Source organism: Sphaerisporangium sp. NBC_01403, from assembly GCF_045040145.1.
GTDB classification, from domain to species: Bacteria; Actinomycetota; Actinomycetes; order Streptosporangiales; family Streptosporangiaceae; genus Sphaerisporangium; species Sphaerisporangium viridialbum.
The window spans coordinates 8,418,997-8,443,076 of the sequence record NZ_CP109534.1 but is presented as its reverse complement, the minus strand read 5'-3'; the positions used below and the strand labels follow the sequence as shown (position 1 = coordinate 8,443,076).

At 70.2% G+C, this 24,080-nt stretch carries 21 protein-coding genes; 8 read left to right on the top strand and 13 right to left on the bottom strand.

Annotated elements, in window-relative coordinates; all coding sequences use genetic code 11:
• Positions 1 to 73 precede the first annotated feature (73 nt).
• The 4 genes from fdh to OG589_RS37965 form a co-directional block, all read right to left on the bottom strand.
• Positions 74 to 3,295: a formate dehydrogenase gene (gene fdh / locus OG589_RS37980; protein WP_405143294.1), complete on the bottom strand. Its 3,222-nt coding sequence runs from the start codon at positions 3,293 to 3,295 to the stop codon at positions 74 to 76.
• Between the two features lie 126 nt (positions 3,296 to 3,421).
• Positions 3,422 to 4,198, bottom strand: coding sequence for an isocitrate lyase/phosphoenolpyruvate mutase family protein (locus tag OG589_RS37975; RefSeq protein ID WP_405143292.1), 777 nt, complete (start codon positions 4,196 to 4,198; stop codon positions 3,422 to 3,424).
• Between the two features lie 77 nt (positions 4,199 to 4,275).
• Positions 4,276 to 5,766 carry an SPFH domain-containing protein gene (locus OG589_RS37970; protein ID WP_405143290.1) on the bottom strand — a complete coding sequence of 497 codons (1,491 nt, stop codon included), beginning with the start codon at positions 5,764 to 5,766 and terminating at the stop codon, positions 4,276 to 4,278.
• Positions 5,767 to 5,800: 34 nt separating this feature from the next.
• Entirely contained in the window at positions 5,801 to 6,001 is a 201-nt protein-coding gene (locus OG589_RS37965) for a hypothetical protein (RefSeq protein ID WP_405143288.1), read from the bottom strand.
• A gap of 415 nt (positions 6,002 to 6,416) precedes the next feature.
• On the opposite strand from OG589_RS37965, the gene OG589_RS37960 reads away from it, so the two are divergent.
• Positions 6,417 to 8,318, top strand: coding sequence for an NAD(P)-binding protein (locus OG589_RS37960; RefSeq protein ID WP_405143286.1), 1,902 nt, complete (start codon positions 6,417 to 6,419; stop codon positions 8,316 to 8,318).
• Here the strand turns inward: OG589_RS37960 and OG589_RS37955 are convergent.
• Both OG589_RS37955 and OG589_RS37950 read right to left on the bottom strand, forming a co-directional pair.
• Positions 8,310 to 9,347: an acyltransferase family protein gene (locus OG589_RS37955; protein ID WP_405143284.1), complete on the bottom strand. Its 1,038-nt coding sequence runs from the start codon at positions 9,345 to 9,347 to the stop codon at positions 8,310 to 8,312. The two genes, OG589_RS37960 and OG589_RS37955, sit on opposite strands and share 9 nt — an antisense overlap.
• Positions 9,348 to 9,426: 79 nt before the next feature.
• Complete coding sequence (locus tag OG589_RS37950) at positions 9,427 to 10,251, bottom strand: SDR family NAD(P)-dependent oxidoreductase (protein ID WP_405143282.1); 825 nt, start codon at positions 10,249 to 10,251, stop codon at positions 9,427 to 9,429.
• 266 nt (positions 10,252 to 10,517) lie between these two features.
• Here OG589_RS37950 and OG589_RS37945 point away from each other — a divergent pair, with 266 nt between their 5' ends.
• From OG589_RS37945 to OG589_RS37930, 4 genes are read left to right on the top strand one after another with little or no spacing between them, the layout of a single operon-like run.
• The gene (locus OG589_RS37945; RefSeq protein WP_405143280.1) at positions 10,518 to 12,980 is read left to right on the top strand and encodes a nitrate- and nitrite sensing domain-containing protein; all 2,463 of its coding nucleotides are present in this window, start codon (positions 10,518 to 10,520) and stop codon (positions 12,978 to 12,980) included.
• A complete protein-coding gene (locus OG589_RS37940) occupies positions 12,977 to 13,384 on the top strand; it encodes a roadblock/LC7 domain-containing protein (RefSeq protein ID WP_358552923.1) in 408 nt (135 codons plus the stop codon). Before OG589_RS37945 ends, OG589_RS37940 begins: the two co-directional genes overlap by 4 nt.
• Entirely contained in the window at positions 13,381 to 13,755 is a 375-nt protein-coding gene (locus tag OG589_RS37935) for a DUF742 domain-containing protein (RefSeq protein WP_358552921.1), read from the top strand. Before OG589_RS37940 ends, OG589_RS37935 begins: the two co-directional genes overlap by 4 nt.
• Positions 13,736 to 14,311 (top strand): ATP/GTP-binding protein, encoded by a 576-nt coding sequence (locus OG589_RS37930; RefSeq protein WP_358552919.1) that lies wholly within the window; start codon positions 13,736 to 13,738, stop codon positions 14,309 to 14,311. Before OG589_RS37935 ends, OG589_RS37930 begins: the two co-directional genes overlap by 20 nt.
• A 176-nt stretch (positions 14,312 to 14,487) precedes the next feature.
• Here OG589_RS37930 and OG589_RS37925 read toward each other — a convergent pair whose 3' ends face one another.
• The 3 genes from OG589_RS37925 to OG589_RS37915 all read right to left on the bottom strand — a co-directional run bounded on the left by OG589_RS37925 (position 14,488) and on the right by OG589_RS37915 (position 16,160).
• On the bottom strand, positions 14,488 to 14,883 hold the full coding sequence (locus OG589_RS37925) for a hypothetical protein (protein WP_405143277.1): 396 nt from the start codon (positions 14,881 to 14,883) through the stop codon (positions 14,488 to 14,490).
• Between the two features lie 215 nt (positions 14,884 to 15,098).
• On the bottom strand, positions 15,099 to 15,284 hold the full coding sequence (locus tag OG589_RS37920; RefSeq protein WP_405143275.1) for a DUF397 domain-containing protein: 186 nt from the start codon (positions 15,282 to 15,284) through the stop codon (positions 15,099 to 15,101).
• Positions 15,285 to 15,305: 21 nt separating this feature from the next.
• Entirely contained in the window at positions 15,306 to 16,160 is an 855-nt protein-coding gene (locus tag OG589_RS37915; RefSeq protein WP_405143273.1) for a helix-turn-helix domain-containing protein, read from the bottom strand.
• Between the two features lie 945 nt (positions 16,161 to 17,105).
• On the opposite strand from OG589_RS37915, the gene OG589_RS37910 reads away from it, so the two are divergent.
• Positions 17,106 to 17,762 carry an ATP-binding protein gene (locus OG589_RS37910; protein ID WP_405152208.1) on the top strand — a complete coding sequence of 219 codons (657 nt, stop codon included), beginning with the start codon at positions 17,106 to 17,108 and terminating at the stop codon, positions 17,760 to 17,762.
• Positions 17,763 to 17,941: 179 nt separating this feature from the next.
• Here the strand turns inward: OG589_RS37910 and OG589_RS37905 are convergent, their stop codons facing one another.
• The 4 genes from OG589_RS37905 to xylA form a co-directional block, all read right to left on the bottom strand.
• Positions 17,942 to 18,328 (bottom strand): roadblock/LC7 domain-containing protein, encoded by a 387-nt coding sequence (locus OG589_RS37905; protein WP_405143271.1) that lies wholly within the window; start codon positions 18,326 to 18,328, stop codon positions 17,942 to 17,944.
• A gap of 199 nt (positions 18,329 to 18,527) precedes the next feature.
• The gene (locus OG589_RS37900; RefSeq protein ID WP_405143269.1) at positions 18,528 to 19,448 is read right to left on the bottom strand and encodes a hypothetical protein; all 921 of its coding nucleotides are present in this window, start codon (positions 19,446 to 19,448) and stop codon (positions 18,528 to 18,530) included.
• 195 nt (positions 19,449 to 19,643) lie between these two features.
• On the bottom strand, positions 19,644 to 21,035 hold the full coding sequence (gene xylB / locus OG589_RS37895; RefSeq protein ID WP_405143267.1) for a xylulokinase: 1,392 nt from the start codon (positions 21,033 to 21,035) through the stop codon (positions 19,644 to 19,646).
• Positions 21,032 to 22,183 (bottom strand): xylose isomerase, encoded by a 1,152-nt coding sequence (gene xylA / locus OG589_RS37890; protein ID WP_405143265.1) that lies wholly within the window; start codon positions 22,181 to 22,183, stop codon positions 21,032 to 21,034. The genes xylB and xylA overlap by 4 nt, the downstream gene beginning before the upstream one ends.
• 133 nt (positions 22,184 to 22,316) lie before the next feature.
• Here xylA and OG589_RS37885 point away from each other — a divergent pair, with 133 nt between their 5' ends.
• Positions 22,317 to 23,495, top strand: coding sequence for an ROK family protein (locus OG589_RS37885; RefSeq protein WP_405143263.1), 1,179 nt, complete (start codon positions 22,317 to 22,319; stop codon positions 23,493 to 23,495).
• Positions 23,496 to 23,551: 56 nt separating this feature from the next.
• On the top strand, positions 23,552 to 24,064 hold the full coding sequence (locus tag OG589_RS37880) for a VOC family protein (protein WP_405143261.1): 513 nt from the start codon (positions 23,552 to 23,554) through the stop codon (positions 24,062 to 24,064).
• Positions 24,065 to 24,080: the final 16 nt, after the last annotated feature.

Genomic DNA, 24,080 nt, shown 5'->3' with positions numbered 1-24,080 from the left:
CTCCGCGTAGCCGGTCTCCTCCTGAACCTCGGGCAGCCTCGTGGCCACCGGGATCGATCGCACGGTCATCTCCTCAGACCTCCTGGTGGGCGGGCTCGGTGATGCCGGCCCGGCGGCGGTACGTCTCCACCAGCCGCGGCAGGCCGGCGCCGCGTGGGCGCCGTCCTGGCTGGATGTCCGCGGTGAACGCCTTGTCCTCCTGGATGTCGGCGTTCGGGTCGAGCACGATGGGCGCCAGCTCGTTCGCCGGGTCGCCGGTGGCGCAGCCGTTCGGCCCGTAGTGGTACGGCAGGCCGATCTGGTGGACGACACGGCCGTTCATGCGCAGCGAGGGGATCCTGTCGGTCACCATGACCTTCGCCTCGATCGCGCCCCGGGCCGTGATGATGGTGGCCCAGCCGCCGTGCTCCAGCGTGCGCTCCTCGGCGAGCGCCGGCGAGATCTCGCAGAACATCTCCGGCTGGAGCTCGGCGAGGTAGGGCAGCCAGCGGCTCATGCCGCCCGCCGTGAAGTGCTCGGTGAGCCGGTAGGTGGTGACGACGTACGGATAGACCTCGCTGCCCGGCGGGTGGTAGCGGTTGCCAGGACGGTCGTACGTCAGCCGCGCGGGATTGCTCCGGTGCGTGCGGTAGAGCGGGTTGTCGCAGGGGGTGTCCTGCGGCTCGTAGTGGGTCGGCAGCGGCCCGTCCATGAGCCCGGCCGGCGCGTACAGCCAGCCCTTGCCGTCGCCCTGCATGATGAACGGGTCGATTCCCGACAGCGCGTCGGTGCCCACGGCGTCGTGCGGCGGCCGGTAGCCGGGCGGTCGGTCGGCGATGAAGTCCGGGATGTCGTGCCCGGTCCACCGGCCCTGCTCCGCGTCCCACCAGACGTACGCCTTGCGCGCGCTCCACGGGTTCCCCTCGGGGTCGGCCGAGGCGCGGTTGTACAGGGTGCGCCGGTTGAGCGGCCAGGCCCAGCCCCACTCGTGCGACACCCAGCTCTGCTCGGTGTGCGGCTTGCGGCGGGCCGCCTGGTTCACCTCGTCCGCGAACACCCCGCAGTAGATCCAGCAGCCGCAGGAGGTCGACCCGTCGCCGCGCAGCTCGGTGTAGGACGACAGCAGGCGCCCGTCCGGGCCGTACCCGTTGACCTCCTGGAGCACCGCCTCGGCGCTCGGCTCGGCGATCTCGCTCTCCACCGGGTAGTCCCAGGTCAGGTCAAGGATCGCGCGGTCGCTGGGCGCGGCGGAGTCCGCCAGCCGCTCCTTGACCATCCGCCCGAGGTGGTAGACGAACCACAGGTCGCTGCGGCAGTCGCCGCTCGGCGCGACGGCCTCGTTGTGCCACTGGAGCAGCCGGTTGGTGTTGGTGAACGTGCCGCTCTTCTCGGTGTGCGAGGCCGCGGGGAAGAAGAAGACCTCGGTGCCGATCTGGTCGGTGCGCAGCTCGCCGCTCTGGATCTCCAGGCCGTCCTTCCACCAGGTCGCCGACTCGATGAGCACGAAGTCGCGCACCACCAGCCATTCCAGGTTCGCCATGCCGAGCCGCTGCAGCCGGGTGTTCGCCGATCCGACGGCGGGGTTCTCGCCGAACAGGAAGTAGCCCTTGCACACGCCTTCGAGCTGCGCCATGACCGTGTCGTAGGTGCTGTGCGAGCCGGTCAGCCGGGGCAGGTGCCCGAAGCAGAATTGGTTCTCAGCGGTGGCCGCGTCCCCGTAGTACGCCTTGAGCAGGCTGATCACGTACGACCTGGCCTCGGCCCAGAAGCCCTTCTGGGTGCTGATGACGTCCACGAATTCGTCGAGGTTCTCGTCGGTGTGCGCGTACGGCATCGGGATGTAGCCGGGCAGCAGGTTGTAGAGCGTGGGAATGTCGCTGGAGCCCTGGATGCTGGCGTGCCCGCGCAGCGCCATGATGCCGCCGCCCGGCCGCCCGATGTTGCCCAGCAGCAGCTGCAGGATGCTCGCCGTCCGGATGTACTGCGTGCCGACGGTGTGCTGCGTCCACCCCACCGCGTACGCGAAGGCGCTGGTGCGGTCGCGCCCGGAGTTGGAGGTCAGCGCGTCGCAGACCTTCATGAAGGTCTCGCGCGGGATCCCGCAGGTCTCCTCGACGACCTCGGGGGTGTAGCGCGCGAAGTGCCGCTTGAGTATCTGGTAGACACAGCGGGGGTTGGTGAGCGTCTCGTCCCACTCGGGGTGCGGGGTCACCGGGGCGCCGCCCGAGCCGTGCGCCTCGCTCCTGCCGGGCATGTGGTAGGCGTCCAGGCTCAGCCGCCGGCCCGAGACCGCCTGCACCTGCGGCCCCTTGTACTGCCAGCTCGTGACGTCGTACATGCGCGTCTCGGGGTTCCATCCCGAGAAGATGCCGTCGAGGTCCTCACTGTCCAGGAAGTCGTCGGACACGATGGTCGCGGCGTTGGTGTAGTTGAGGACGTACTCGCGGAAGTCCTTCCCCTCCGTCAGCACGTGGTTGACGATCGCCCCGAGGAACGCGATGTCGGTGCCCGCGCGAATCGGCACGTACAGGTCGGCCAGGGCGCTCGTACGGCTGAAGCGCGGGTCCACGTGGATGATCGTGGCGCCGCGCAGCTTGGCCTCCATCACCCACTGGAAGCCGACCGGGTGCGCCTCCGCGAAGTTGGAGCCCTCGATGATGATGCAGTCGGAGTGCTGCAGGTCCTGCATGAACGTGGTCGAGCCGCCCCGGCCGAAGGAGGTGCCGAGACCGGTAACCGTCGAGCTGTGGCAGACCCGGGCCTGGTTCTCCACCTGCACGACGCCGAGCCCGGTCATCAGCTTCTTGATGAGGTAGTTCTCCTCGTTGTCCAGGGTGGCGCCGCCGAGGCTGGCGATGCCCATGGTCCTGGCCACGCGCCTGCCGTCGCACTCCTCCTGCCAGGTCTCCCGCCGGGTGCGCACCACCCGGTCGGCGACCATCTCCATGGCGGTGTCGAGGTCGAGCTGCTCCCACTCGGTGGCGTACGGCCTGCGGTACAGCACCCCGCGCTCGCGGCCAGGGCCGGTGGTGAGCTGGAGCGTCGCCGAGCCCTTGGGGCAGAGCCTGCCCCGGCTGATCGGGGAGTCCGGGTCGCCCTCGATCTGGACGACCTTCTCGTCGCGCACGTAGACGTCCTGCCCGCAGCCCACGGCGCAGTACGGGCAGACGGACTTCACCACCCGGTCGGCGGTGGACACGCGGGACCTCAGCGCGTCGGTCCTGGGTGACCTGACCGCCGCGCCCAGTCCGCACGGGTCGGGGCCGGTGAGCTGCCGAAGCACCGGCCACCGACCCAGGAAACCGCTGATCCCCATTTCGCCCCCGCCCGCATCAACTCGGCGAATCAACACCGTTGCCGTCGGGGGGCACACCGCGCTTTCTGCCCGTACCTCCCCCGCGGGGAAGAACTCCAACCTCCGGGACGAGTGGGAGAAACGGCTCTACGCGTCGTACGGGCTGGCGCCGGAGCCGATCGCGGTGAGCATCGTGGCCAGGTGCGCCTGGGCGGCGGCGTGCAGGCCGTGCCCGAAGCTCACCCGCGCGACGCCCAGCGCGCCGAGCTCGGTGAGGGACGGGACGCCGGGCCGGAACAGCACGTTGACCGGCCCGCCGATCTCGTCCGCGAGCACCCGGATGACGTCGGGATCCGAGGCGAGGATGGGGTACACGCAGTCGGCTCCCGCCCGGAGGTAGCCGCGCCCGCGCTCTACCGCCTCTGCGAGCCGCTGGGCCTGCGTGCCCTCGCCGTGGGCGAAGGTGTCGACCCGCGCGTTGAGTACCAGGTCGACGCCCGCGTCCGCCGCGGCGGCCCGCACCGCGGCCAGGAAGTCCGCCTGCTTCCCCGCGTCGACCATCGTGCCGGTGGCGGGGTCGGAGTCCTCCAGGTTGAGCCCCACCGCACCGGTGTCCGCCAGCCGTTCGACCAGCTCGGCGGGCGCGAGCCCGTACCCCCGCTCCAGGTCGGCGGTGACCGGCACCGGCACCGCGCGCGCGATGCGCGCCACCGCCTCGAACATCACGCCGGGCGGGGTCGTCTCGCCGTCCTCGTACCCGAGGACCGGGGCGACCGCCGCGCTGCCGGTGGCGACGACCGGGAACCCGGCCGCCACCACCGCGCGCGCCGAGGCGGCGTCCCAGATGTTCGGCAGCACGAGCGGGCTTCCCGGCACGTGCAGCGCACGCAGCGCGGCCGCCCTGGCATTGGCGTTCGTCGTCATGAGCCCCATGCTAGGCAGCCATTGGACCGGCGATCAGATCCACTTCGCCGCCGGAACGCTGGACCACTTTCGATGCCTCAGCTTGCGTCGAGGGACTTGTCCGCCACCGGCTCGGTGCCGTTCAGGCTGGGCGGCGTGGCGCCGGACAGGAGGGAGCGGGCGAGGCCGAGCCCGGTGCCGCCGAGCGTGAGCGCCTTGGCGAGCAGCTCTTCCACGCCCTGGGCGCCGTTCAGGACGACCATGTGGTCGATGTTGCCGAACGCCTTCGAGCCCGCCTCGACGATCGCCGGCCAGTTCTCGGCGAGCTGCTGGGCGATGACCGCCTCCTGGTTCTCGGCCAGCGCCTGCGAGCGGGCCCTGATGGAATCGGCCTCGGCCAGACCCTTGGCCCTCGCCGCCTCCGCGTCGGCCAGACCGCGTGCCTTGGCCGCCTCGGCCTCCGCGAGGCCGCGCGCCTGCGCCGCCGCCGCCTCGCCCTCACCGGTGGCGCGAGAGGCGGCGCCGGCCGCCTCGGCGCGGAGCCGCACGGACTCGGCCTCGGCCGCGGCGGCCTGCTTGACCTGCGATGCCTGCGCGGCGGCGCGCAGCTCGGTCTCCTTGGCCTCGGCCTCCGCCTGGGCGATGCGGGCGTCGCGCTCGGCCTGCGACAGCGTCACCGTCTCGTACGCCCTGGCGTCGGCCGGCTTGCGCACCTGGGACTGCAGCCGCTGCTCGGCGAGCTGGGCCTCCAGCTCGGCGGCGCGGGTCTCCTGGACGACGACCTCCTGGCGCGCGGTCGCCTCGGACAGCGGGCCGGCCTGGCGCGACTTGGCGGCGGCCTGGTCGATCTCCGCTTGGTATCCGGCCTGCTGGATCTGCGACTCGCGGACGGCTCCGGCCTTCTTGGCCGCGGCGACCTGCTCGGCCTCGGTGGCCTCCTGGTCGCGCTGGGCCTCGGCGATGCGGGCCGAGGCGGCGACCCTGGCGGCGTGCGGCTTGCCGAGGTTGAGGATGTAGCCCGTCTCGTCGTCGATCTCCTGGATCTGGAGGGAGTCGACCACCAGGCCGAGCTTGCTCATCTCGTCGGCGGCGCTGCTGCGGGTCTCGCCGGTCAGCCGCTCGCGGTTGAGGATGAGGTCCTCGACGGTCAGGTTGCCGATGATCGAGCGCAGGTGGCCGGTGAAGAGCTCGTGGATCGCGCCGTTCATGCTGTCCTGCTGGTCGAGGAAGCGGCGGGCGGCGTTGGCGATCGAGACGAAGTCGTCGCCGACCTTGTAGATGATCACGCCGCGCACCTGCACGGGGATGCCCTGCTGGGTCACGCAGTTGACCTGGAGGTTGGTGGCCCGGCTGTCGAGCCGCAGCCGCCGCGCCGTCTGGAACCCGGGCAGCACGGCCGCGCCCTTACCCGTGATTATCTTGAAGCCCAGGCTGTCCGCGAGCTCGTTCCTCGTGTGCGCACCGAGGCCGGAGATGATCAGCGCCTCGTTCGGCTCGGCGATGCGCCAGACCGCCTTGAACAGAAGAATGATGACGACGAGCAGGACGATGACACCGCCGGCCCAGATGGCCAGCTCCGTGGTGGTCATGGAGACCTCCGAAAATGAGGGGGGAGAGGAAGAGTCAGACGATCGCGCGTGCCACGTAGACCGTGCGCGGCGGCGAATAGTCGACGACGACGATGATCGTCCCTACCGGGATCTCCTCGTCGGGAACCGTCGGATGGGCGTAGAAGGCCTCGACGCCCCCGCGTATCGGCACCATCACCTCGCCCACAAGGCCCGGCCCGATCCTGCCGGTCACCCTGCCCTGCCTGCCGACCACCCGTACACACCCCGTCGCCGCACATCGACCGTGAACGCGAACGTTACCCCGTTCGCCGCGTTACATCATCAGCGGAGCGAGTGCCGAACAGCACTTCACCGCGAATTCGTACGTCCGCGCGTCTCGTCTTCAACCGGCCAACGACCGGCCTGATCACCGCGTTCCCATCGACAACAGCGAATCGGCACTCAAAGCAGGATGTCACCCGTGCGGTCGGCGCAATAAATGCCAAAAGAGTTGGCCCGCGCTCCCCGACACGCTCCGTTTCCCGCTCCGCCCGGCTGATGATCGCGGCATGATGGCTCATTTCCCGCTTGGCGGAGATTTTCCGGGAAGACGAGCACACGAGCACGGGGAGTCCGTCTCCGAGCTGCCCCCCGGATCCGGTGACGTACAGCGGGGACGCGGGCTCGGGATGGACCGCGAGATCAGCCGCAGGGACTTCTTCGACGGGGTGGCGGCGGTGGCCGTGTGCGCGGCGCTCGGCTCCCGCACGCGGCACGCCGGAGCCGCCGCGGCCGGGCACGCGACGAGGCTCCCCGCCCGCTCCCACGGACTCCAGGGCGACACCCCCGACGCGCTCGGCGTGGCGCACGCCCTGCGCGACGGCAGGTTCTGGGAGCGCGCGGGCACGCCCGAGCCCACCGGGGAGAGCTACGACCTCGTCGTGGTGGGCGCCGGCATCAGCGGAGTCACCGCCGCCTACACCTGGACACGGCGCGACCCCCGCGCGCGGGTGCTCATCCTCGACAACCACGACGACGTCGGCGGCCACGCCCGCCGCAACGAGTTCCACCCCGCCGGACGTACCGGGCCGCTGGTCGGGCACGGCGGCTCGCGCTCGCTGTACGCGCCCTCGGCCTGGTCCCCGGACGGTAAGGACCTGCTCGCCGGGCTCGGGGTGAAGTCGCGCGGCGGCCACCTCGACCCGGACCTCTACCCCGGGCTGCTGATGCACGACGGCGTCTTCTGCGACAGGGAGTCCTTCGGCGCCGACAAGCTCGTGGTGCTCGACCCGGGCAGGACGACCGCCCAGTGGGTCGCGGAGCTGCCGATCGCCGTCCAGGCCAGGAAGGACCTGGTCATGCTGTTCGACGATCCCCCCGACTGGTTTCCCGGCCTGCGGGACGAGGAGAAGAAGGAACAGCTGGCCGGGCTGACGTACGCGGGCTTCCTCCGTGACGTCTGCCGCGTGCATCCCGACGCCGTCAGGTTCTGCCAGACGATGCCCAACACCACCTGGGCCTACGGTTCCGACGCGCTGGGCGCCATCGACGCGTGGGCGGGCGCCGACCGCTTCACCTATCCCGGCTTCGCGGGGCTGAAGCTGGACGGCACCAAGCCCTCGGCGTACAACTCCCCGAGGGTGACCAGGAGCTGGGCGGCACAGGACGCCGACGTGTACTGCTTCCCCGAGGGCAACCAGGCGCTGGTCCGCATGATGGTCGCGCGCATGGTGCCCGGGTTCGCGGGGGCGGCCTCGGTGGAGGAGATCACCACCACGTCCTTCGACTACGGCCGCCTGGATCGTCCCGCGAACCGCGTGCGGTTGCGCCTGTCCAGCACGGTGGTGCTCGTGCGCAACGACGGCCCGGCCGAGACGGCGGCGACGGCGACCGTCGGCTACTTCGACGGCCACGGGGTCAGGACCGTGCGGGCGGGCGCGGTGGTCATGGCCTGCTGGAACATGGTGATCCCCCACCTCGTCCGCGACCTGCCCGCGGAGCAGAAGGAGGCGCTGCGCCAGGCGGTGAAGCTGCCGGTCGTGTCCGCGACGGCGCAGCTCCGCGACTGGCGCGCCTTCAGGGAGGCGGGGATCCGCCGCGCCCGCTTCACCGGGGCGTACTGGGTCACCGCCGAGCTGGCGCCGCCGGTCAGCGTCGGCTCCTACCGTTGCCCGAGAAGCCCGGACGAGCCGATCAACGTCCACCTGGTCCACACCCCCGCCACGCCAGGGATGGCGCCGAGGGACGCGGCGGTGGCGGGGCGCCGCGCCCTGTTCGGCACCCCGTACGGCACGCTGGAGTACGGCGTCAGGGAGCAGCTCACCCGGCTGCTCGGCCCCTGGGGGTTCGACCCGGCCCGCGACATCGAGGCGCTCACCGTCAACCGCTGGGGTCACGGGTACGCCCCCGAGTACGCGCGGCCGTGGGACGCGTTCTACCCGGACGGGCCGTTCCCCGCCGACACCGCCCGGCGGCGCTTCGGGCGCATCGCGATCGCCAACTCCGACTCGGTGCCCGGAGCGGACGCGGACGCCGCCGTCAGCGCCGCGTACAGGGCCGTGCGGGAGCTGGAGGACCGCCGGTCACTGTGATGAGGACCGCGGGCGGCGGATCATCGTGAAGGCCCACGAGGTGTCGGGCTCCACGGCCCAGCGGGTGAGGCGGCGCACGGGCGGCGTGCACAGCACGGTGGCGAGCACCACGCCGAAGGCGGCGACCAGGGCGATGCCCCACGGAGTGGCCAGCCCGTCGTCGTACCTCTCCATGACCTTCACCACCAGGCCGTGGAGGAGGTAGGCGTACATCGTGGCCGCGCCGAGGCCGGAGTACCACGTGCGCCGCGAGGGGGTGACGGCGAGGAACGCGGCCACCAGCAGCGCGCCGGCCGACAGCATGCCGAGCCTGATCAGGGTCCCTGTGACGTCGCCCACGCCGATCTTGTCGTTGCTGTGCCGCCACCGGATCCACTCGGTCGCGATGTCGGTGTGGAAGGCCAGCGCGGCGACGAGGCCGGTGGCCAGGACGACGGAGCCGAGCACCCGTACCGGGGGACGCTTGAGGAAGTCCAGGTGCTCGGGGCGGAGCATCAGGCCGAGGACGTAGAAGGGCAGCAGTCCGAGCGTGCGGTTCATCGACAGCTCGTCGGGGAGCTCGCTCATGCCGGAGAGCAGCGACAGCCCGACCGCGACGGCGAGCGGCCAGCGAAGCTGCTGCCACACCGGGGTCGACAGCCGCCACATGAACAGCGACATGAGGAACCAGGTGAGGTAGTACGGGTCGAGCAGGCTGATGTCCAGCTTCCCGTACAGGATGAGGCGCGGCAGCGAGTACACCAGCTCGAAGATCACGTACGGCACGGCGAGGCCGCTGATCAGCTTCCTCGCCTTACCCGCCGAGAAGGTGAAATTTCGTGATAAGTAGCCGCTCAAGGTGATGAAAAGCGGCATGTGAAACGTGTAGCCGAAGAAGTAGAGCGCGTGCGCGACCGGCACGTCCCGGAGGTCCTCGATGAGGTGTCCCGTCACCACCAGGATGATCGCCAGGTACTTGGCGTTGTCCAGGAACGGATCGCGAGTGGAGGGAGCGGCGATGCCGGAGGGAGCGGCGGTGGCGGCGGTCACAGCCCACGAACCCTAGCGAGACCGCCTGGGAATCAGGCGAACGACGGATGGCGCCTCGGCGAACACCCGTCAACGACGCTCAACTGACCTTGCCGTCGGAGAGACCGGTGACGGCGAGGCTCGCGTCCCAGAGCGCGGCGGCGAGGCCGGGGTCGGTCATGCCCCTGGTCGCCGACGCCGGGGCGTTCCCCGCGAAGTAGCGCCCGCTGTGCTTGGTGCCGTCGGGCGAGGTCGCCAGGTGGACCATCGTGCTCGCGCCCTGCTCGGGCGTCCGCGCGACCCCGGGAAGCACCATCAGCAGCTTCATGTAGAGGCTGTCGGGGGCGAAGCCCGTCCGGATGATGCCGGGGTGGAAGCACGTGGCGGCCACGCCGCGCCTGGCCAGCGCGACCGTGAACAGCGCGTTCGCCTGCTTGGTGTCGCCGTACTGCAGCCAGGCGCTCCAGCGTCTGCCCGACCTGTCGAGGTCGGCGGGGTCGAGGCGGCCGGTTCTCGCGGCGCCCGAGGAGGTGGTGACCACCCTGCCACCGGACGCGGCGACCCGGTCGAGCAGGAGGTTGGTCAGCAGGAACGGCGACAGATGGTTGACCTGGATCATGATCTCGTGGCCGTCGCGCGTCAGCTGCCGCTTCGCCGACATGACCCCGGCGTTGTTGGCGAGCACGTCGATGCGCTCGTACCGGTCGAGCAGGTCGGCAGCGAGCCTGGTGACGTCCTCGAACGAGGTGAAGTCGGCCATGGCGATGTCGGGCCGGCGGCCCGAGGCGCTCGCGACGCGGCCGGCGACGGCGTCGAGCTTGGCGCGGGAGCGTCCGACCAGGACGACGTCGTGCCCGGCGCGGGCCAGCCCTTCGGCGGCGGCCGCACCAATGCCCGCACTGGCCCCCGTAATCACAGTAATCATCTGTCCTCCAGTACGCCGGAAGCCTATCGGTGCTAGCCTTCTGTGCGATCTTCCGGAGGTGCATTTCCCCCTAAATGCGGCTAGAGCCTCCGAGCGATGCAGGAGTGACCATGGGTTCTGGAAAGCGGTCCATCCGGTACAAGATCTTTTCCTTGCTACTCCTCCCCCTGCTGTCGCTCAGCGCTTTGTGGGGATTTGTCCTCAATCTCACGATCGGTGATGGCATCTCGCTCCTGAGTGCGAACACGATCTATCAGAGCATCGGCGTGACTTCAACCGAGCTGGGGCTCCAGATCCAGGCCGAGCGTGCGCTGTCCGCGGGCACCCTCAGCGTGCGGGCCGGCGACCAGAACCGGCTCGCCACCCAGCGGCACGCCACGGACAAGTCGCTCACGGAGTTCCGCGCCGCGGGCACCGCCGAGCAAGCCGAGGGATCGCTCTCCGACGCGATGCAGACCGCGCTGACGTCCCTGCTCAACGAGCTGGAGCACCTGCCCAGCATCCGGGCCGACGTGGACACCGCGCAGTCGAGCCGGCTGGAGACCACGCAGTCCTACAACCGCATCATGGACGCGCTCTTCCGCGTGTACGACCGCATGGTGTCGGTGCCCGACCTCTCGATCTACGTGCAGGCCGGGGCGATGCAGGCCATGGGCAACGGCCGCGAGATCATCGCCCGCGAGAACGCGCTGATGAGCGGGGCCATCGCCACGGGCGGCCTCTCCGACGCCGAGTACATCGCCTTCTCCGAGTGGGCCGCCAACCGGCGCCTCCAGTACGCCAAGGGCATGGCCTCGCTGGACCAGGAGCTGCGCACGCCGTACGAGGAGGTCTTCGCCTCCCCGACCTTCAAGCGCTTCACCGCCATGGAGCAGGACCTCGTCGGCAAGGCCCGTGCCGGCGGCCCGCTGCCGGGCTCGCTCGCCAAGTGGCAGCCGATCACCGACAACCTCTCGGCCATGCTCGACCAGGTGAACGCGAAGGCGTCCTCCACCCTGGCCGACCGCGCCAAGAGCGTCGCCACCGGCATCCTCATCCGCATCGGCCTCGCGGGCGGCCTCGGCCTCGTCGCGGTCGTCGCGTCGATCATCATCTCGGTGCGCTTCGGCCGCCGCCTCGTACGTGAGCTGGCCGACCTGCGCAACTCCGCCCGCGAACTGGCCGACGTGCGGCTCCCGAGGGTCGTCGAGCGGCTGCGCGGGGGCGAGGAGGTCGACGTCGACACCGAGGCGCCGCCGATCGTCGGCGGCGACTCCGCCGAGGTCGCCGACGTCGCGCAGGCCTTCAGCTCCGTGCAGCGCACCGCCGTGGAGGCGGCCGTGGGCCAGTCCAACCTGCGCAGGGGCGTCAGCCAGGTCTTCCTCAACCTCGCCCGCCGCAAGCAGGGCCTGCTGCACCGCCAGCTCACCCTGCTCGACGCCATGCAGCGTCGCGCCAGGGAGCCCGAGGCGCTGGACGACCTCTTCCAGCTCGACCACCTGACCACCCGCATGCGCCGCCACGCGGAGAGCTTGATCATCCTGTCCGGGGCGGCGCCCGGCCGGGCCTGGCGCAAGCCGGTGCCGGTGCTCGACATCGTGCGCGCCGCCGTGGCCGAGGTGGAGGACTACACCCGGGTCAACGTGATGCCCCTGCCGAACGCCTACCTCAGCGGCACCGCGGTCGCCGACCTCATCCACCTCATCGCGGAACTGATAGAGAACGCGACGATGTTCTCTCCCCCGCAGACGCGCGTGCAGGTCCGCGGCGACTCGGTGGCCAACGGCTTCGTGGTCGAGATCGAGGACCGAGGCCTCGGCCTGACCCCGCAGGAGTACGCCGCGATCAACGACCGCCTCGCCAACCCGCCGGAGTTCGACCTGGCGGACAGCGACAGGCTGGGCCTGTTCGTCGTCGGCCAGCTCGCCGCGCGCAACGGCGTGAGCGTGATCCTGCGGGCGTCGCCGTACGGTGGCACGACGGCCATCGCGCTCATCCCGAAGGAACTGGTGGCCGACGACGGCTCACCGTCGCCGATCCCCGGCTCGCTCGCCGAGACCGGCCCGCAGCACGCGCGGGACTCCCTCACCGGCAGGGCGTCGCAGCAGCCTCCGGCGCTCGCCGCCGGGCCCGCCGGCGAGAAGTCGATGTTCTTCACCCCCCCGAGCGCGCGGTCTCCGGAGTCCACGCCCTCGCTCACCGTCGTGCCGAGCATCGCCGACACCGGGCCGATCGACACCTCCGGCATCGGGAGCCAGGGCAGGCCGCTGGCCGACGCCGAGGATCCCCCCTCGCTGCCGACGCGCACCTCCACGTCCAAGGGCAGCCACAGGGGCCTGCCGCGCCGGGTGCGCCAGGCGAACATGGCCCCGCAGCTCCGGGAGACCACCGGCCCCCTCGCCGCTCCCACGCCTCCCGCCGCACGCCCCGAGGTCGGACAATCCAGCCCTACTGGACAAACCGAGCGATCTCCGGACGAAGCTCGTGCTATGTTCTCCGCCTTCCAGCAAGGAGGACGCCGAGGACGCGCCGAGGCCGACCAATATCCGCAAGACGGTGCGCCGGAGGACGAGGGCCGGACCAGCGAGCGCGTGAGCAGGCACGACGACGAGAATGCCCTCCAGGACCGGGCATCCGAGAGTCCCGAAGGAGCCACCGCGCGCCCGAGCGAACGTGACCAAAAGCACGAGCTGCGCAACCATAGTGAGGGTTACGTACATCAGACGACTGGCGAGAAGGGTGACGAATGACCGGCAAAGTGTCGTCTAACGGCGAACTCAACTGGCTCCTCGACGATCTCATCAGCAGGGTCGCCGCCGTGCGCCAGGCGGTCATCCTCTCCACCGACGGCCTCGTCGTCGGAGCCTCCAAGGGCTTCAGCAGGGAGGACGCGGAGCACCTCTCCGCGGTCGCGTCCGGCTTCCAGAGCCTGGCCCGCGGCGCCGGGCGCCACTTCGGCGGCGGCGAGGTGCGGCAGACCATCGTCGAGATGGAGTCCGCGTTCCTGTTCGTGACCGCGGCCGGCACCGGCACCTGCCTGGCAGTGCTGAGCAGCTCGGACGCCGACGTGGGCCACATCGCGTACGAGATGGCGATGCTGGTCAAGCGCGTCGGCCAGCACATCTCCACCAACCCCCGGCGGACGTTGTCATGACGACACGCGGCGAGCAGTGGCTCGACGAGGAGGCCGGGCCGATCGTACGGCCCTATGCCCTGATCCGTGGCCGTACGCGGTCGTCGGGTGACAATCTGGACCTGATCGCTATGGTCACGGCGACCGGGTCTCCGTACACTGGCGAGGCCGGTCTCGGCCCCGAGGAGCAACGCATCCTCGAGCTGGCCGACCGGCCGATGTCGGTCGCGGACATCGCCTCCGAGATCGACCTGCCGCTCGGCGTGGTCCGCGTTCTCCTCGGCGATCTCCAAGACCAGGGCATGATCAGCGTACGGGCTCCCGCCCAGGCGGGACCGCGCCCAAATGAGCGCATTCTCAAGGAAGTGATCAATGGCCTACGAGCCCTCTGAGGAGCCCGTCGCCCTCAAGATCCTGGTGGCGGGCGGCTTCGGCGTGGGGAAGACCACGCTGGTCGGAGCGATCAGCGAGATCCGTCCTCTGCGCACAGAAGAGGTCCTCTCCGACCGAGGCATCGGCGTCGACGACATCGACGGCGTGGAGGGGAAGACGACCACCACGGTGGCCATGGACTTCGGGCGGATCACGATCCGCGAGGGTCTCGTGGTCTACCTGTTCGGCACGCCGGGCCAGGAGCGCTTCTGGTTCATGTGGGACGAGCTCTCCTACGGCGCGCTGGGCGCGGTCGTCCTCGCCGACACGCGGCGCCTGACCGACTGCTTCCCCTCCATCGACTACTTCGAGCAGCGCGGCACGCCGTTCATCGTCGCGGTCAACTGCTTCGACGGAGCCGACAAGCACGAGGCCGAGGACGTCCGCATCGCGCTCGACCTGGACCCGGACATCCCGGTCATCCTCTGCGACGTCCGCCGCCGCGCCTCCGCCAAGGTGGTCCTCGTGACCCTGGTCGAACACGCCCTCCGCACCCTCACCCCAGCCGCCGGATAGGAGCCACCCCCGCGCGCCCTGGCACGGGCGCCGGCGGGTGATCTCCTCACGGGGGGCGGCACCCGGCGGCCGCAGTTATTCAGCCCTCCCGTGACCCAGTGCCGTGGTGAGCCGTGTGATACCCACCCGGGGCCGTGAACGACCCGGAACGCCGGAAAGGCGGGCTTCGACACGGATCACGAGCGCTGGAGATCGCTTATGCGCATGTCCGACAGGCCTAGCAGGGCCGCGCTGTCATCCTCCGTCAAACCGGCCTGCCGGAGGCGTGCCGCCATGTCCGAAGCAGTGCGACGAAGATGCGCGCGCTCCTCCTGGTAGGAAGCGAGGAGCTCCTGCGGAACGCCAGATATCTCGTACACATACTCAACCGAAATCGGGACATCCCCGGGCAGATCAAGGACGAAGTGCTTGACCGCCTCGACCTCCTCGAAGAGCTCCGCGAGCGTGCGGCCGGTCACCCCGGACCGGATGGGAGCATCGAGAGGGTCGGCGCCCCAGACCACGATCTTCGTATCGAGCGTCTCCTCAAGGGTGACGCCAAACTTCAGGTGGCGAGTGATCGGCACGGTCATCGCAGCCAGCCCTCCTGGTAAGTGCTCAACACGCGGCCACGGTAGCCAGGGAGCCTCGCCTCGCCTTGGGAACCACAGGCTGGAGCCCAAGCCGGTACCGGAAGGAGCCTGCGTGTTATCGACCCCAAGTCGGGGTCGCTCGCAAAATTAGATGACGGCGAAGGCCTTCGGTCAGGCCAGCACGGGCTACCTTCCCTACCTTCTTGCGCGGCCTGTTAAGTGAGGTCGCCTCTCTTCAGGCCACCAACGAATGTCTGCCATTCACTGCTAGTCAAGTACAGCATCGGTCCGTTTGGATCCTTCGAGTCGCGAACAGCCCGTCCTCCGCCCGGGAGTGCTGCTACCTCGACGCAGTTGTCATTGGCCCCACTTCGGTCGCTCTTTCGCCAGGTGAGCGGCATGTTTCGATCCACGTGACCCGCCTACTTCCTGTATTCGTCCATCTGGGTGGTCATACGGCTCACCGACTCCTCTGGCGAAAGCGCCAATGCCTGTACTTGGCTGTAGATCAGCGCATATCGCCGATACTTTTCCGGCGTTTCCAGCCAAAGATTCTCGGTGGCTGTCTCCATGTATACGAGGCTGGGGTCGTCTACCGGAGACGGGAAGTCCAAGATCATAAACCCTCCGATCATGGCGGCGTGTGCCCCTACCGAGTTCGGAAGCACCTGAACCGTAACATTTGGGCGCGCTGCCATCTTGATCAGGTGTTGAAGTTGTTCCTCCATCACCTTTGGACCACCGACGGCTCTGGCGAGCGCGGCCTCATCTATCACGGCCAGAAGTTCGGGCGGAGACTCACGGTCGAGGATCTTCTGTCGCGTGAGTCTGGCTTCCACATGGCGCTCGATCACGTGATCCGCTTGTTCGTCAAGGACCTGGCCCGCCCGCCAGACCGCCCCCGCGTATGCGGCCGTCTGCAGGAGCCCGGGGACGATCAATGCCTCGTATGTTCTGATCACGGAGGCGCCGGCTTCGAAATCCGGCAGTGAACTGCGGAAGACATCCTCGTAGTCGGCCCACCAGCCACGCTGGCGCGCCTCCCTGGCGAGATTGATCAACGCGTCGCGCTGGCGCTCGTCCGTGACGCCGTAGAGATCCAGCAGAAGGCGGATGTCATGAACGTTGGGGAGCTTCCACTGATTGCGCTCCATCCGCGCGACCTTGGATGGGTCCCACTCAAGTCGCTTCGCAGCCTCGGTTGCGGTGAGCTCTGCCGCCTGGCGGAGTTCGCGGAGTACATGAGATAGCCGTCGCCGCTTGACAGTCGGACTCATCACAATGCCGACCTCCTACCTATGACTCGCCAATAAGGGTCCGGCCCCAAATAGGACCTATCTATCTAAATGAATTTCGCTATTGCGAATCCATTGAGGGGATAGCACTATGGTGACCGTCATCGATCACTGATGGTGGCCGAACGGTGACGGTGATACGAAATCGTGAACAAGCACTTCGGTAACAACGTCGAAAATCCGACACTTCGCCCAAGTTGCGCAAGGGTCGTCTGACCCGACTGAAGAGTCGCGAGATCTCGACAATTACGGCAATCAAGACAGCTTTGACGAAGCTCGGCATACCGCAAGGGTTCAGATATCTGAACGGGGCCGCGGCAAACGACCGAACGGACCCCTTGAACACACGCTGGAGGTGCGACCCGTGATCAACCCTAGTAGAACTGTGCGCGTTGTCCGGGTTCGTTGGCGGGCTGGGCAGCCGCCGATGCCGCTTGGGTGTCGGTGGTGTGGGCATCCGCCGTACGCCCACGAGGCCGCGAGCCTGCCGCACCGGCCGGGTCACGAGTGGGAGCAGCCCACTCCGGCGCAGGTCGACGCCCGGATGAGCGCGCGGCGGCGTCTCGGGTTGGACGGCCGGTTGCCGACGGTGATGCCGATGCGCCCGCTGCCCAGGCGCGAGCCGTATGGGATCTCGCACGAGCCCTGTCACGTCTCGCTGGAGTCCCACGTGGCGTTGGCCGGACGGCACAGGCGTACGGCGGAACCCACGACGGCGGTTGCCGTTCCGTACCGGCGTGGCCGGCCTCCCGGTACGCGAGTCCCACCCGGCGAGCGCGAGCCGTACCAGCAGCGGGTAGCGGCGTGAACAAACGCGATTACAGGACGCGGCCGGGTGGACGGCACCGGAAAGGGGCGTCTGCCGAGAAGGTCACCCGGCAACCATGGGACCTCGCCGAACGAGCCTCCGCTCACCAGTTGGACCTGATGGAACCCGGATGGTCCATCTGGTACGGCGTCGGCACGCGACGTTTCCACGCCATCGCCACCTGGTCCGCACCCCGCCCGCTGATCGTGCAGGCCCGCACCGCCGACGAACTACGCGACCTCATCCGCGAAGCGGAACGGACAACGCGCTCAAGCCCCACGGCCGACCGGCTTCTCCCGGCACCCCACCCACCCGCGCTGACCCCATCCCGAGGAGTTTCGATGCCCGGAACGCCGGACGGTCTACGTACCGTCTGCTGGGACCTCCCTCACGACCTCTCAGTGATCGGCAAGACCCGCGAACTGGTCAACGGCATCCTCACCGCCTGGACGTTCGGCGAGCTCGCGGACGACGTGGTCCTGGTCGTCAGTGAACTGCTGGCGAACGCGGTCAACTATGGCGATCCTCCGATCAGGCTCTCCCTCTGGGCTTCGGCCGGGGAGCTGTGCGTCCGGGTCACCGACCATGGGAACGGTCAACCCCGCCACCTCGACCTCGGCATCGACGCGACCCACGGCCGCGGCCTCACCATCGTCGCCGCCCTCGCCCACGACCACGGCATCACCCCGCTCACCGACGGCCCCGGCAAGACCGTCTGGGCCCGCTGGCGACACGCCGGCCAGAACACCGGCCGCATGTCCATCGAGCAGGTCTAGTGGGTCAAGGTGAGCGCCGCCCAGCCGTCGCCGGTGAGCTCGTCCTCACCCGCGTAATTGAGCAGCTCATCACGCACCAGACGAGTAACGGTCTCCGCGCCAAAGACACGCAGCCTCCCCTCGTCGGCCCCACTCATCAGCCGCAGAACCGACGCTTCGACTTCCGCGGGGCTCGTTCCTCAGACGGTGCCTCTGGGGTGGGTGGTCAGGTGGTGGCCTACTCGGCCGACGAGGCGGGCCATTTCGTAGGCGATCAGGCCGGCGTCGGCGTCCATCTTGCTCATCACCGCGAGGCAGCTTCCGTTGCCCGCCGCCGTGACGAACAGCAGGGCCGCCTCCATCTCCACGATGGTCTGCCGTACCGCGCCGCCGCCGAAACGAAGACTCGTGCCCTTGGCGAGGCTCTGGAAGCCGGCGGCCACGGCCGACAGGTGTTCCGCGTCCTCGCGCGAGAGGCTGCCGGAGGCCGCGACGCGCAGCCCGTCGTTGGACAGGATGATCGCGTGCCGCACGTCCGTCACCCGCGTCACGAAGTCGTCAAGCAGCCAGTTCAGCTCGGTCGACATCCCCACACCTCCTCGCCGTCTCATTCACCGCCGGCAACGCGGAGATCGTGATCCGGATGGACCCGCTCGATGCCATGTCATCGCCGGGGCGCCGTCAGGGGCCGGCAGCCGAGGGCGAAGACCGGCGATGAGACTAGCAGTGTGGCGGCTGCTTTTCTTGATACATCCGTGATATTTCGTGAATTGGGTTCTTAGGCGATCAGTGTCGGCTTAGCACCCTGGTGGACTGGCCCGCGCTGCTTGAAGTGCTTTTCATGGCCGGAGCGAGCATCATCGCCAGGGCTCGGCCGGCGCTCATCGCCGGGGTCCTGGCCGGCATTCTGGCCGGGGTACGCGCGGGGCTCACCGGCCTGCTCCTCGTGGGGGCGGGCACCACGGTCGGCGCGGACTCCACGGGCACCGGGGTCGCGGCGGCGACGGAGGCGGGCACCGCGGTCGCGGCGGGCATGGCGGGCGCGGCGACGGGCATGGCGGGCGCGGAGGTGAAGGCGACCGGCATGGCGGCGACGGCGGGTGCGGGGGTGGCGGAGGGGGCGTCCGCGAGGCTCCAGGTGATGCGGGTGAGGTGTACGGCCACGACGGCGAGGACGGCGGTCTCGATGCCGAGGAGCGACCATTCGACCGTGCCGACCATCACCCGGTGCCCGGGGAGGGCCACGTAGGTCAGCACGGCCAGGGCGCCGCCCGCGCCCAGCGACAGCCACTCCAGCGGGCGGGCCGCAGGCCGCCAGCGCTCGTCGTCGCCGAACCGCCGCACCATCAGCGCGGCGGCCCCGGCGAGGGCGACCAGCGCCACCACGATCATGATGTCCGCCGCCACCGTCCCCGGCAGCAGGGCCGTGCCGGTCAGCGACGCCGCCCACACCGCCACGAGCCGCTCGGGCCAGCCCGACACGGGCGCCCGTACGGCGCGCAGGCACGCGAGCAGGCCGAGCGAGGACGCCGCGAGCAGCACCATCGCGAGCGCCGTGGCCGGGCCGCGGTCGAGCGCCGCGGACCGGCCGATCGTCAGGTGAAGCGTGTCGAGGGGAACACCGATCAGGCCGACCGCCATCATGATCGACGCGACCAGCACTCCGGTACCGGCGACCAGGGGGTTAAGCCTTCTCAGGGGAAGCATGGACCAAGACTGACCCGAAACGATCGTTTCGAACATCCGGTGCCGCCCCTGAGCGACCCCTGAGGCGATCCCGGGGTACCTCAGGGTCGGAGGCCGGACCTCGGGCGACGGTTCCCGCGCACCAGAGGTCAGATCCCGGCGACCGGCCCCGCGCACCGGAGGACAGACCTCGGCGACGGGCCCGCGTATCGGAGGTCAGATCCCCGCGACGACCTCCGCGTAGCGGGAGCGGACGTCGGGCGCGGGGTCCGCCTCGAAGAGCTCGGGTGTTCCGGCATCCCACCTGGGAGGTTCCGGGGTGCCCGCGAGGAGCCAGGCGGCCTGGCGGGCCGCGCCGTCGGCGACGTACTCCCCGGGCTCGGGCACGAGCACGGGACGTCCGAACACCGCGGGCGCGATCCTGCGTACCGCCTCGGAGTTGGCGCCTCCGCCGATGAGCAGCACCCGCCGGGGCGAAAGCCCAAGCGCGTCCAGCGCGTCGGCCAGCCCGCACAGCATGCCCTCCACGGCGGCCCGCGCGAGGTGCGCGGGGGTCGAGTTGGACAGCCGCAGCCCGTGCACCGAGCCGGTGGCCTCCGGACGGTTCGGGGTCCGCTCCCCTTCGAGGTACGGCACGAGCACGAGCCCGTCCGCACCGGAGGGGGCCCGCAGGGCGAGGTCGGAGAGCTCGGCCGTGGTGACGCCGACCATGCGCGCCGCCGCGTCCAGCACCCGGGCGGCGTTCAGCGTGCACACCAGCGGCAGGAACCGCCCGGTCGCGTCCGCGAAGCCCGCCACGGCTCCCGAGGGGTCGTGGCTCGGGACGTCGGAGCAGGCGAAGACCGTCCCCGAGGTGCCGATGGAGACCACCACGTCGCCGGGGAGCAGTCCGACCCCGAGCGCCGCGGCCATGTTGTCGCCCGTGCCGGGCGCGAGCCGTACCGCCTCGCCCCGCCCGGTCTCGCGCGACTCCCCCGCCTGGCCGGTGGGGTCGAGCACGCGGGGCACCAGGGGGGTGTGGCCCATGGCCAGCTTGAGCAGGTCGGAGCGGTAGGAGCCCGTCGCGGGCGACCAGTAGCCGGTGCCGGAGGCGTCGCCCCGGTCGGTCGTGAGCGCGCCGATGCCCGGCGACCCGGCGAGGCGCCAGGTGAGCCAGTCGTGCGGCAGGCACACCGCCGCCGTGCGCGCCGCGTTGTCCGGCTCGTGCTCGGCCAGCCAGCGGAGCTTGGTCACGGTGAAGGAGGCGACCGGAACGCTGCCGGCCGCCTCGGCCCATGCCTGGGGCCCGCCCAGCTCCGCGATAAGGTCCTCGGCCGCGCGCGCGGAGCGGGTGTCGTTCCAGAGCAGCGCGTCCCTGACGACCTCGCCGTGCTCGTCGAGGCAGACCATGCCGTGCTGCTGCGCGCCCACCGACAGCGCCGCCACGTCGGCGAGGCCTCCCGCGGCGGCGACCGCCTCCTGGAGCGCGTTCCACCAGTGGTCCGGGTGGATCGCGGTGCCGGGCGGGTGGGGTGCCCGGCCCTCGCGGACCAGGCTCCCCGTCTCGGCGTCGCGGATGACGACTTTGCAGCTCTGCGTCGAGGAGTCGACTCCCGCGACCAGGGTCATCCCCGCACTCCGAGGAGGTGCTCGAGCGCGAGCTGGTTGAGGCGGGTGAAGTGGAAGCCGCGCTCGGCCACCTTGTCGATGTCGAAGTCGTCCTTCGCGAGGTCCTCGTAGGTCTCCCCGGCGGCCAGGGTGGGCTGGGCCAGCTCGGTGACGCGGGAGTTCACCAGGGCCTCCTGGACCTCGGGGTCGGCGCGGAACGCCGCCGACTTCTCCTTGAGGATCAGGTACGTCCGCATGTTGGCGGCGGCCGAGACCCACACGTCCTCGGCGTCCTCGGTGCGCAGCGGCTTGTAGTCGAAGTGCCGCGGGCCCTCGTAGCCGCCGTTCTCCAGCAGGTCGACCAGGAAGAACGCGCTCTTCAGGTCACCGTGGCCGAAGACGAGGTCCTGGTCGTACCTCGGACCGTGCTGGCCGTTGAGGTCGAGGTGGAAGAGCTTGCCGTGCCAGAGCGCCTGGGCGATGCCGTGGACGAAGTTCAGCCCGGCCATCTGCTCGTGGCCCACCTCGGGGTTGAGGCCCACCATCTCGGGGTGCTCCAGCTCGTTGATCAGCGCGAGCGCGTGGCCGATCGTGGGGAGCAGGATGTCGCCGCGGGGCTCGTTCGGCTTGGGTTCGAGGGCGAACCGCAGGTCGTACCCCTTGTCGATCACGTAGGAGCAGAGGATGTCGAGGCTCTCCTTGTAGCGGTCGAGGGCCGCCCTGACGTCCTTGGCCGCGTCGGACTCCGCGCCCTCGCGCCCGCCCCAGCAGACGTACGTCGTCGCGCCCAGCTCGGCGGCGAGGTCGACGTTGCGGATGACCTTGCGGAGCGCGTACCGGCGGACGTCCCGGTCGTTGCTGGTGAACCCGCCGTCCTTGAAGACGGGGTGGGTGAACAGGTTGGTCGTCGCCATGGGAACCTTGAGGCCGGTTTCGCTCAGGGCCCGCTTGAAGTTCTCGATGGCCTTGTCGCGGTCAGGCTCGGTGGCGAGGAGGTCGTCGTCATGAAAAGTCACGCCGTAGGCGCCGAGCTCGGCGAGACGGTGCACCGCCACCACCGGGTCCAGCGGGGCGCGGCTGGCGTCGCCGAACGGGTCACGCGCCTGCCAGCCGACCGTCCACAGGCCGAACGTGAACTTGTCTTCCTTCGTGGGTGCGTACGCGTTCACTGTTGGTCTCTCCCGATTTAGTCTATGTTGTGGACTAAATATCGGCCGGTACTCGCGGCAGGTCAAGAGGGACACCGCGGCGAGTTCACGGGAAGGTATTGGGCGCTGTGATCGAAGCAGGAGAGAACCCCTGATGGCACAGGCCGTACGGCACGATTCGATGCGTGCGGGAAACCTCGCCGTGGTCCTCGGGGAGCTCGACCGGAGCGGGCCCCTGACCCGTGCCGCGCTCGCCGAGACCACCGGCCTGACCAAGACCACGGTGTCCAAGCTGGTGGGAGACCTCATCGACGCGGGCATGGCGGTGGAGTCCGGCACGGTGCGGGACGGCGAGCGCGGACGGCCCGGCGTGGCCGTGCGCCTCAGCGGGCACCGGGTCGCCGCGCTGGGCCTGGAGATCAACGTCGACTACCTGGCCGCCTGCGTCGTCGATCTCAGCCGCACGGTGCGGCTGATCCGTACACAGGCTGTGGACAACCGCGCGGCCTCGCCGGCGGACGTGATAGGACGGCTGCGGCGGCTGGCGACCGCCCTGCTCGCCGACGCCGCCGCGCAGGGGCTCTCGGTCGCGGGCGCGATCGTCGCGCTGCCCGGCCCCGTCGACCGCTCCACCGGCGCCGTCCACCGCGCGCCCAACCTCGGCTGGCGTGACGTGACCGTCGCGGAGACGCTGGCGCTTCCGCTTCCCGTGCTCGTGGACAACGAGGCGAACCTCGCCGCGCTGGGCGAGCTGTGGTTCGGGTCCGGGGCCTCGCTCGGCGACTTCCTCCACGTGTCCGGGGAGATCGGCATCGGCGCCGGCCTGGTGGTCGAGGGCGCGCTGTTCCGCGGGGCGCACGGGTTCGCGGGCGAGCTGGGCCATGTCGTCGTCTCCCCCGACGGCCCCCCGTGCCGGTGCGGCGGCACCGGCTGCCTGGAGCGGTACGCCGGGCAGGACGCCCTGCTGCCCCCGGGCGAGGAGATCGCCGAACTGGTGGCGCGCCTCAACGCGGGCGAGCCCTCGGCGGCGGCCGCCTGCGAGCGGGCGGGCTCGGCGCTCGGCGTCGCCCTCACCACCGCGGTCAACCTGATCGACCCGGACACGATCGTGCTCGGCGGCATCTTCGCGCCGCTGTTCCCCTGGGTGTCCGGCCCGGCCGAGCAGGCGATGCGCAAGCGGCTCGGGCAGATGCGCGCCCGCGTCCCCGCCCTGGTCGTCTCGCAGGTCGGGGCCGACGCCGCGACGCTGGGCGCCGCGGGCCAGGTGATCCAGCGCATCATCGCCGACCCCGGGGCCTTCCTGCTCACGCCTCAGGGTGAGCCCGCCCTGTGACCACGGACCGGGCGCGAGGTATATTTGGTTGAGAGTTCAACTTACCGGAGGCGCACATGCCCGTTCACCGTCTCAACCACGCCGTCCTGTACGTGCGCGACGTCGAGCGCAGCGTCGCGTTCTACCAGGAGGCGCTCGGCTTCCGCGCGGTCATGGCGTTCCCCGGCGCGGCCTTCCTCCAGGCGCCGTCGTCGAACAACGACCACGACCTCGGGCTGTTCCAGATCGGGGCGGAGGCCGGGCCGTCCCAGGCTGGGCGGGCCACCGTCGGCCTCTACCACCTGGCCTGGGAGGTCGAGACGCTCGGCGACCTCGAGGAGATCGCCGCGAAGCTGAGCGACCTCGGCGCCCTCGTCGGGGCGTCCGACCACTCCACCACCAAGGCCCTGTACGCCAAGGACCCTGACGGCATCGAGTTCGAGGTGTCCTGGCTGGTGCCGGCCGCGCTCCTCACCGAGGAGACGCTCGCGGGGCGCAGCAAGATCCAGCCGCTCGACATCGCCCGCGAGAAGGAGCGGTACGGCGCGAGCACGCGCGGCGGGGTGGGAATCTCGATCGGCGTCGCCTGACAAGGTGGTGCGGGCG

Bases quoted from the DNA above. Each gene is read 5' to 3' on its own strand.
- fdh (WP_405143294.1), bottom strand. From the start codon at position 3,295: ATGGGGATCAGCGGTTTCCTGGGTCGGTGGCCGGTGCTTCGGCAGCTC.
- OG589_RS37975 (WP_405143292.1), bottom strand. From the start codon at position 4,198: ATGACGACGAACGCCAATGCCAGGGCGGCCGCGCTGCGTGCGCTGCAC.
- OG589_RS37970 (WP_405143290.1), bottom strand. From the start codon at position 5,766: ATGACCACCACGGAGCTGGCCATCTGGGCCGGCGGTGTCATCGTCCTG.
- OG589_RS37960 (WP_405143286.1), top strand. From the start codon at position 6,417: ATGGACCGCGAGATCAGCCGCAGGGACTTCTTCGACGGGGTGGCGGCG.
- OG589_RS37950 (WP_405143282.1), bottom strand. From the start codon at position 10,251: ATGATTACTGTGATTACGGGGGCCAGTGCGGGCATTGGTGCGGCCGCC.
- OG589_RS37940 (WP_358552923.1), top strand. From the start codon at position 12,977: ATGACCGGCAAAGTGTCGTCTAACGGCGAACTCAACTGGCTCCTCGAC.
- OG589_RS37935 (WP_358552921.1), top strand. From the start codon at position 13,381: ATGACGACACGCGGCGAGCAGTGGCTCGACGAGGAGGCCGGGCCGATC.
- OG589_RS37930 (WP_358552919.1), top strand. From the start codon at position 13,736: ATGGCCTACGAGCCCTCTGAGGAGCCCGTCGCCCTCAAGATCCTGGTG.
- OG589_RS37925 (WP_405143277.1), bottom strand. From the start codon at position 14,883: ATGACCGTGCCGATCACTCGCCACCTGAAGTTTGGCGTCACCCTTGAG.
- OG589_RS37920 (WP_405143275.1), bottom strand. From the start codon at position 15,284: ATGCCGCTCACCTGGCGAAAGAGCGACCGAAGTGGGGCCAATGACAAC.
- OG589_RS37915 (WP_405143273.1), bottom strand. From the start codon at position 16,160: ATGAGTCCGACTGTCAAGCGGCGACGGCTATCTCATGTACTCCGCGAA.
- OG589_RS37910 (WP_405152208.1), top strand. From the start codon at position 17,106: ATGGAACCCGGATGGTCCATCTGGTACGGCGTCGGCACGCGACGTTTC.
- OG589_RS37905 (WP_405143271.1), bottom strand. From the start codon at position 18,328: ATGTCGACCGAGCTGAACTGGCTGCTTGACGACTTCGTGACGCGGGTG.
- OG589_RS37900 (WP_405143269.1), bottom strand. From the start codon at position 19,448: ATGCTTCCCCTGAGAAGGCTTAACCCCCTGGTCGCCGGTACCGGAGTG.
- xylB (WP_405143267.1), bottom strand. From the start codon at position 21,035: ATGACCCTGGTCGCGGGAGTCGACTCCTCGACGCAGAGCTGCAAAGTC.
- OG589_RS37885 (WP_405143263.1), top strand. From the start codon at position 22,317: ATGGCACAGGCCGTACGGCACGATTCGATGCGTGCGGGAAACCTCGCC.
- OG589_RS37880 (WP_405143261.1), top strand. From the start codon at position 23,552: ATGCCCGTTCACCGTCTCAACCACGCCGTCCTGTACGTGCGCGACGTC.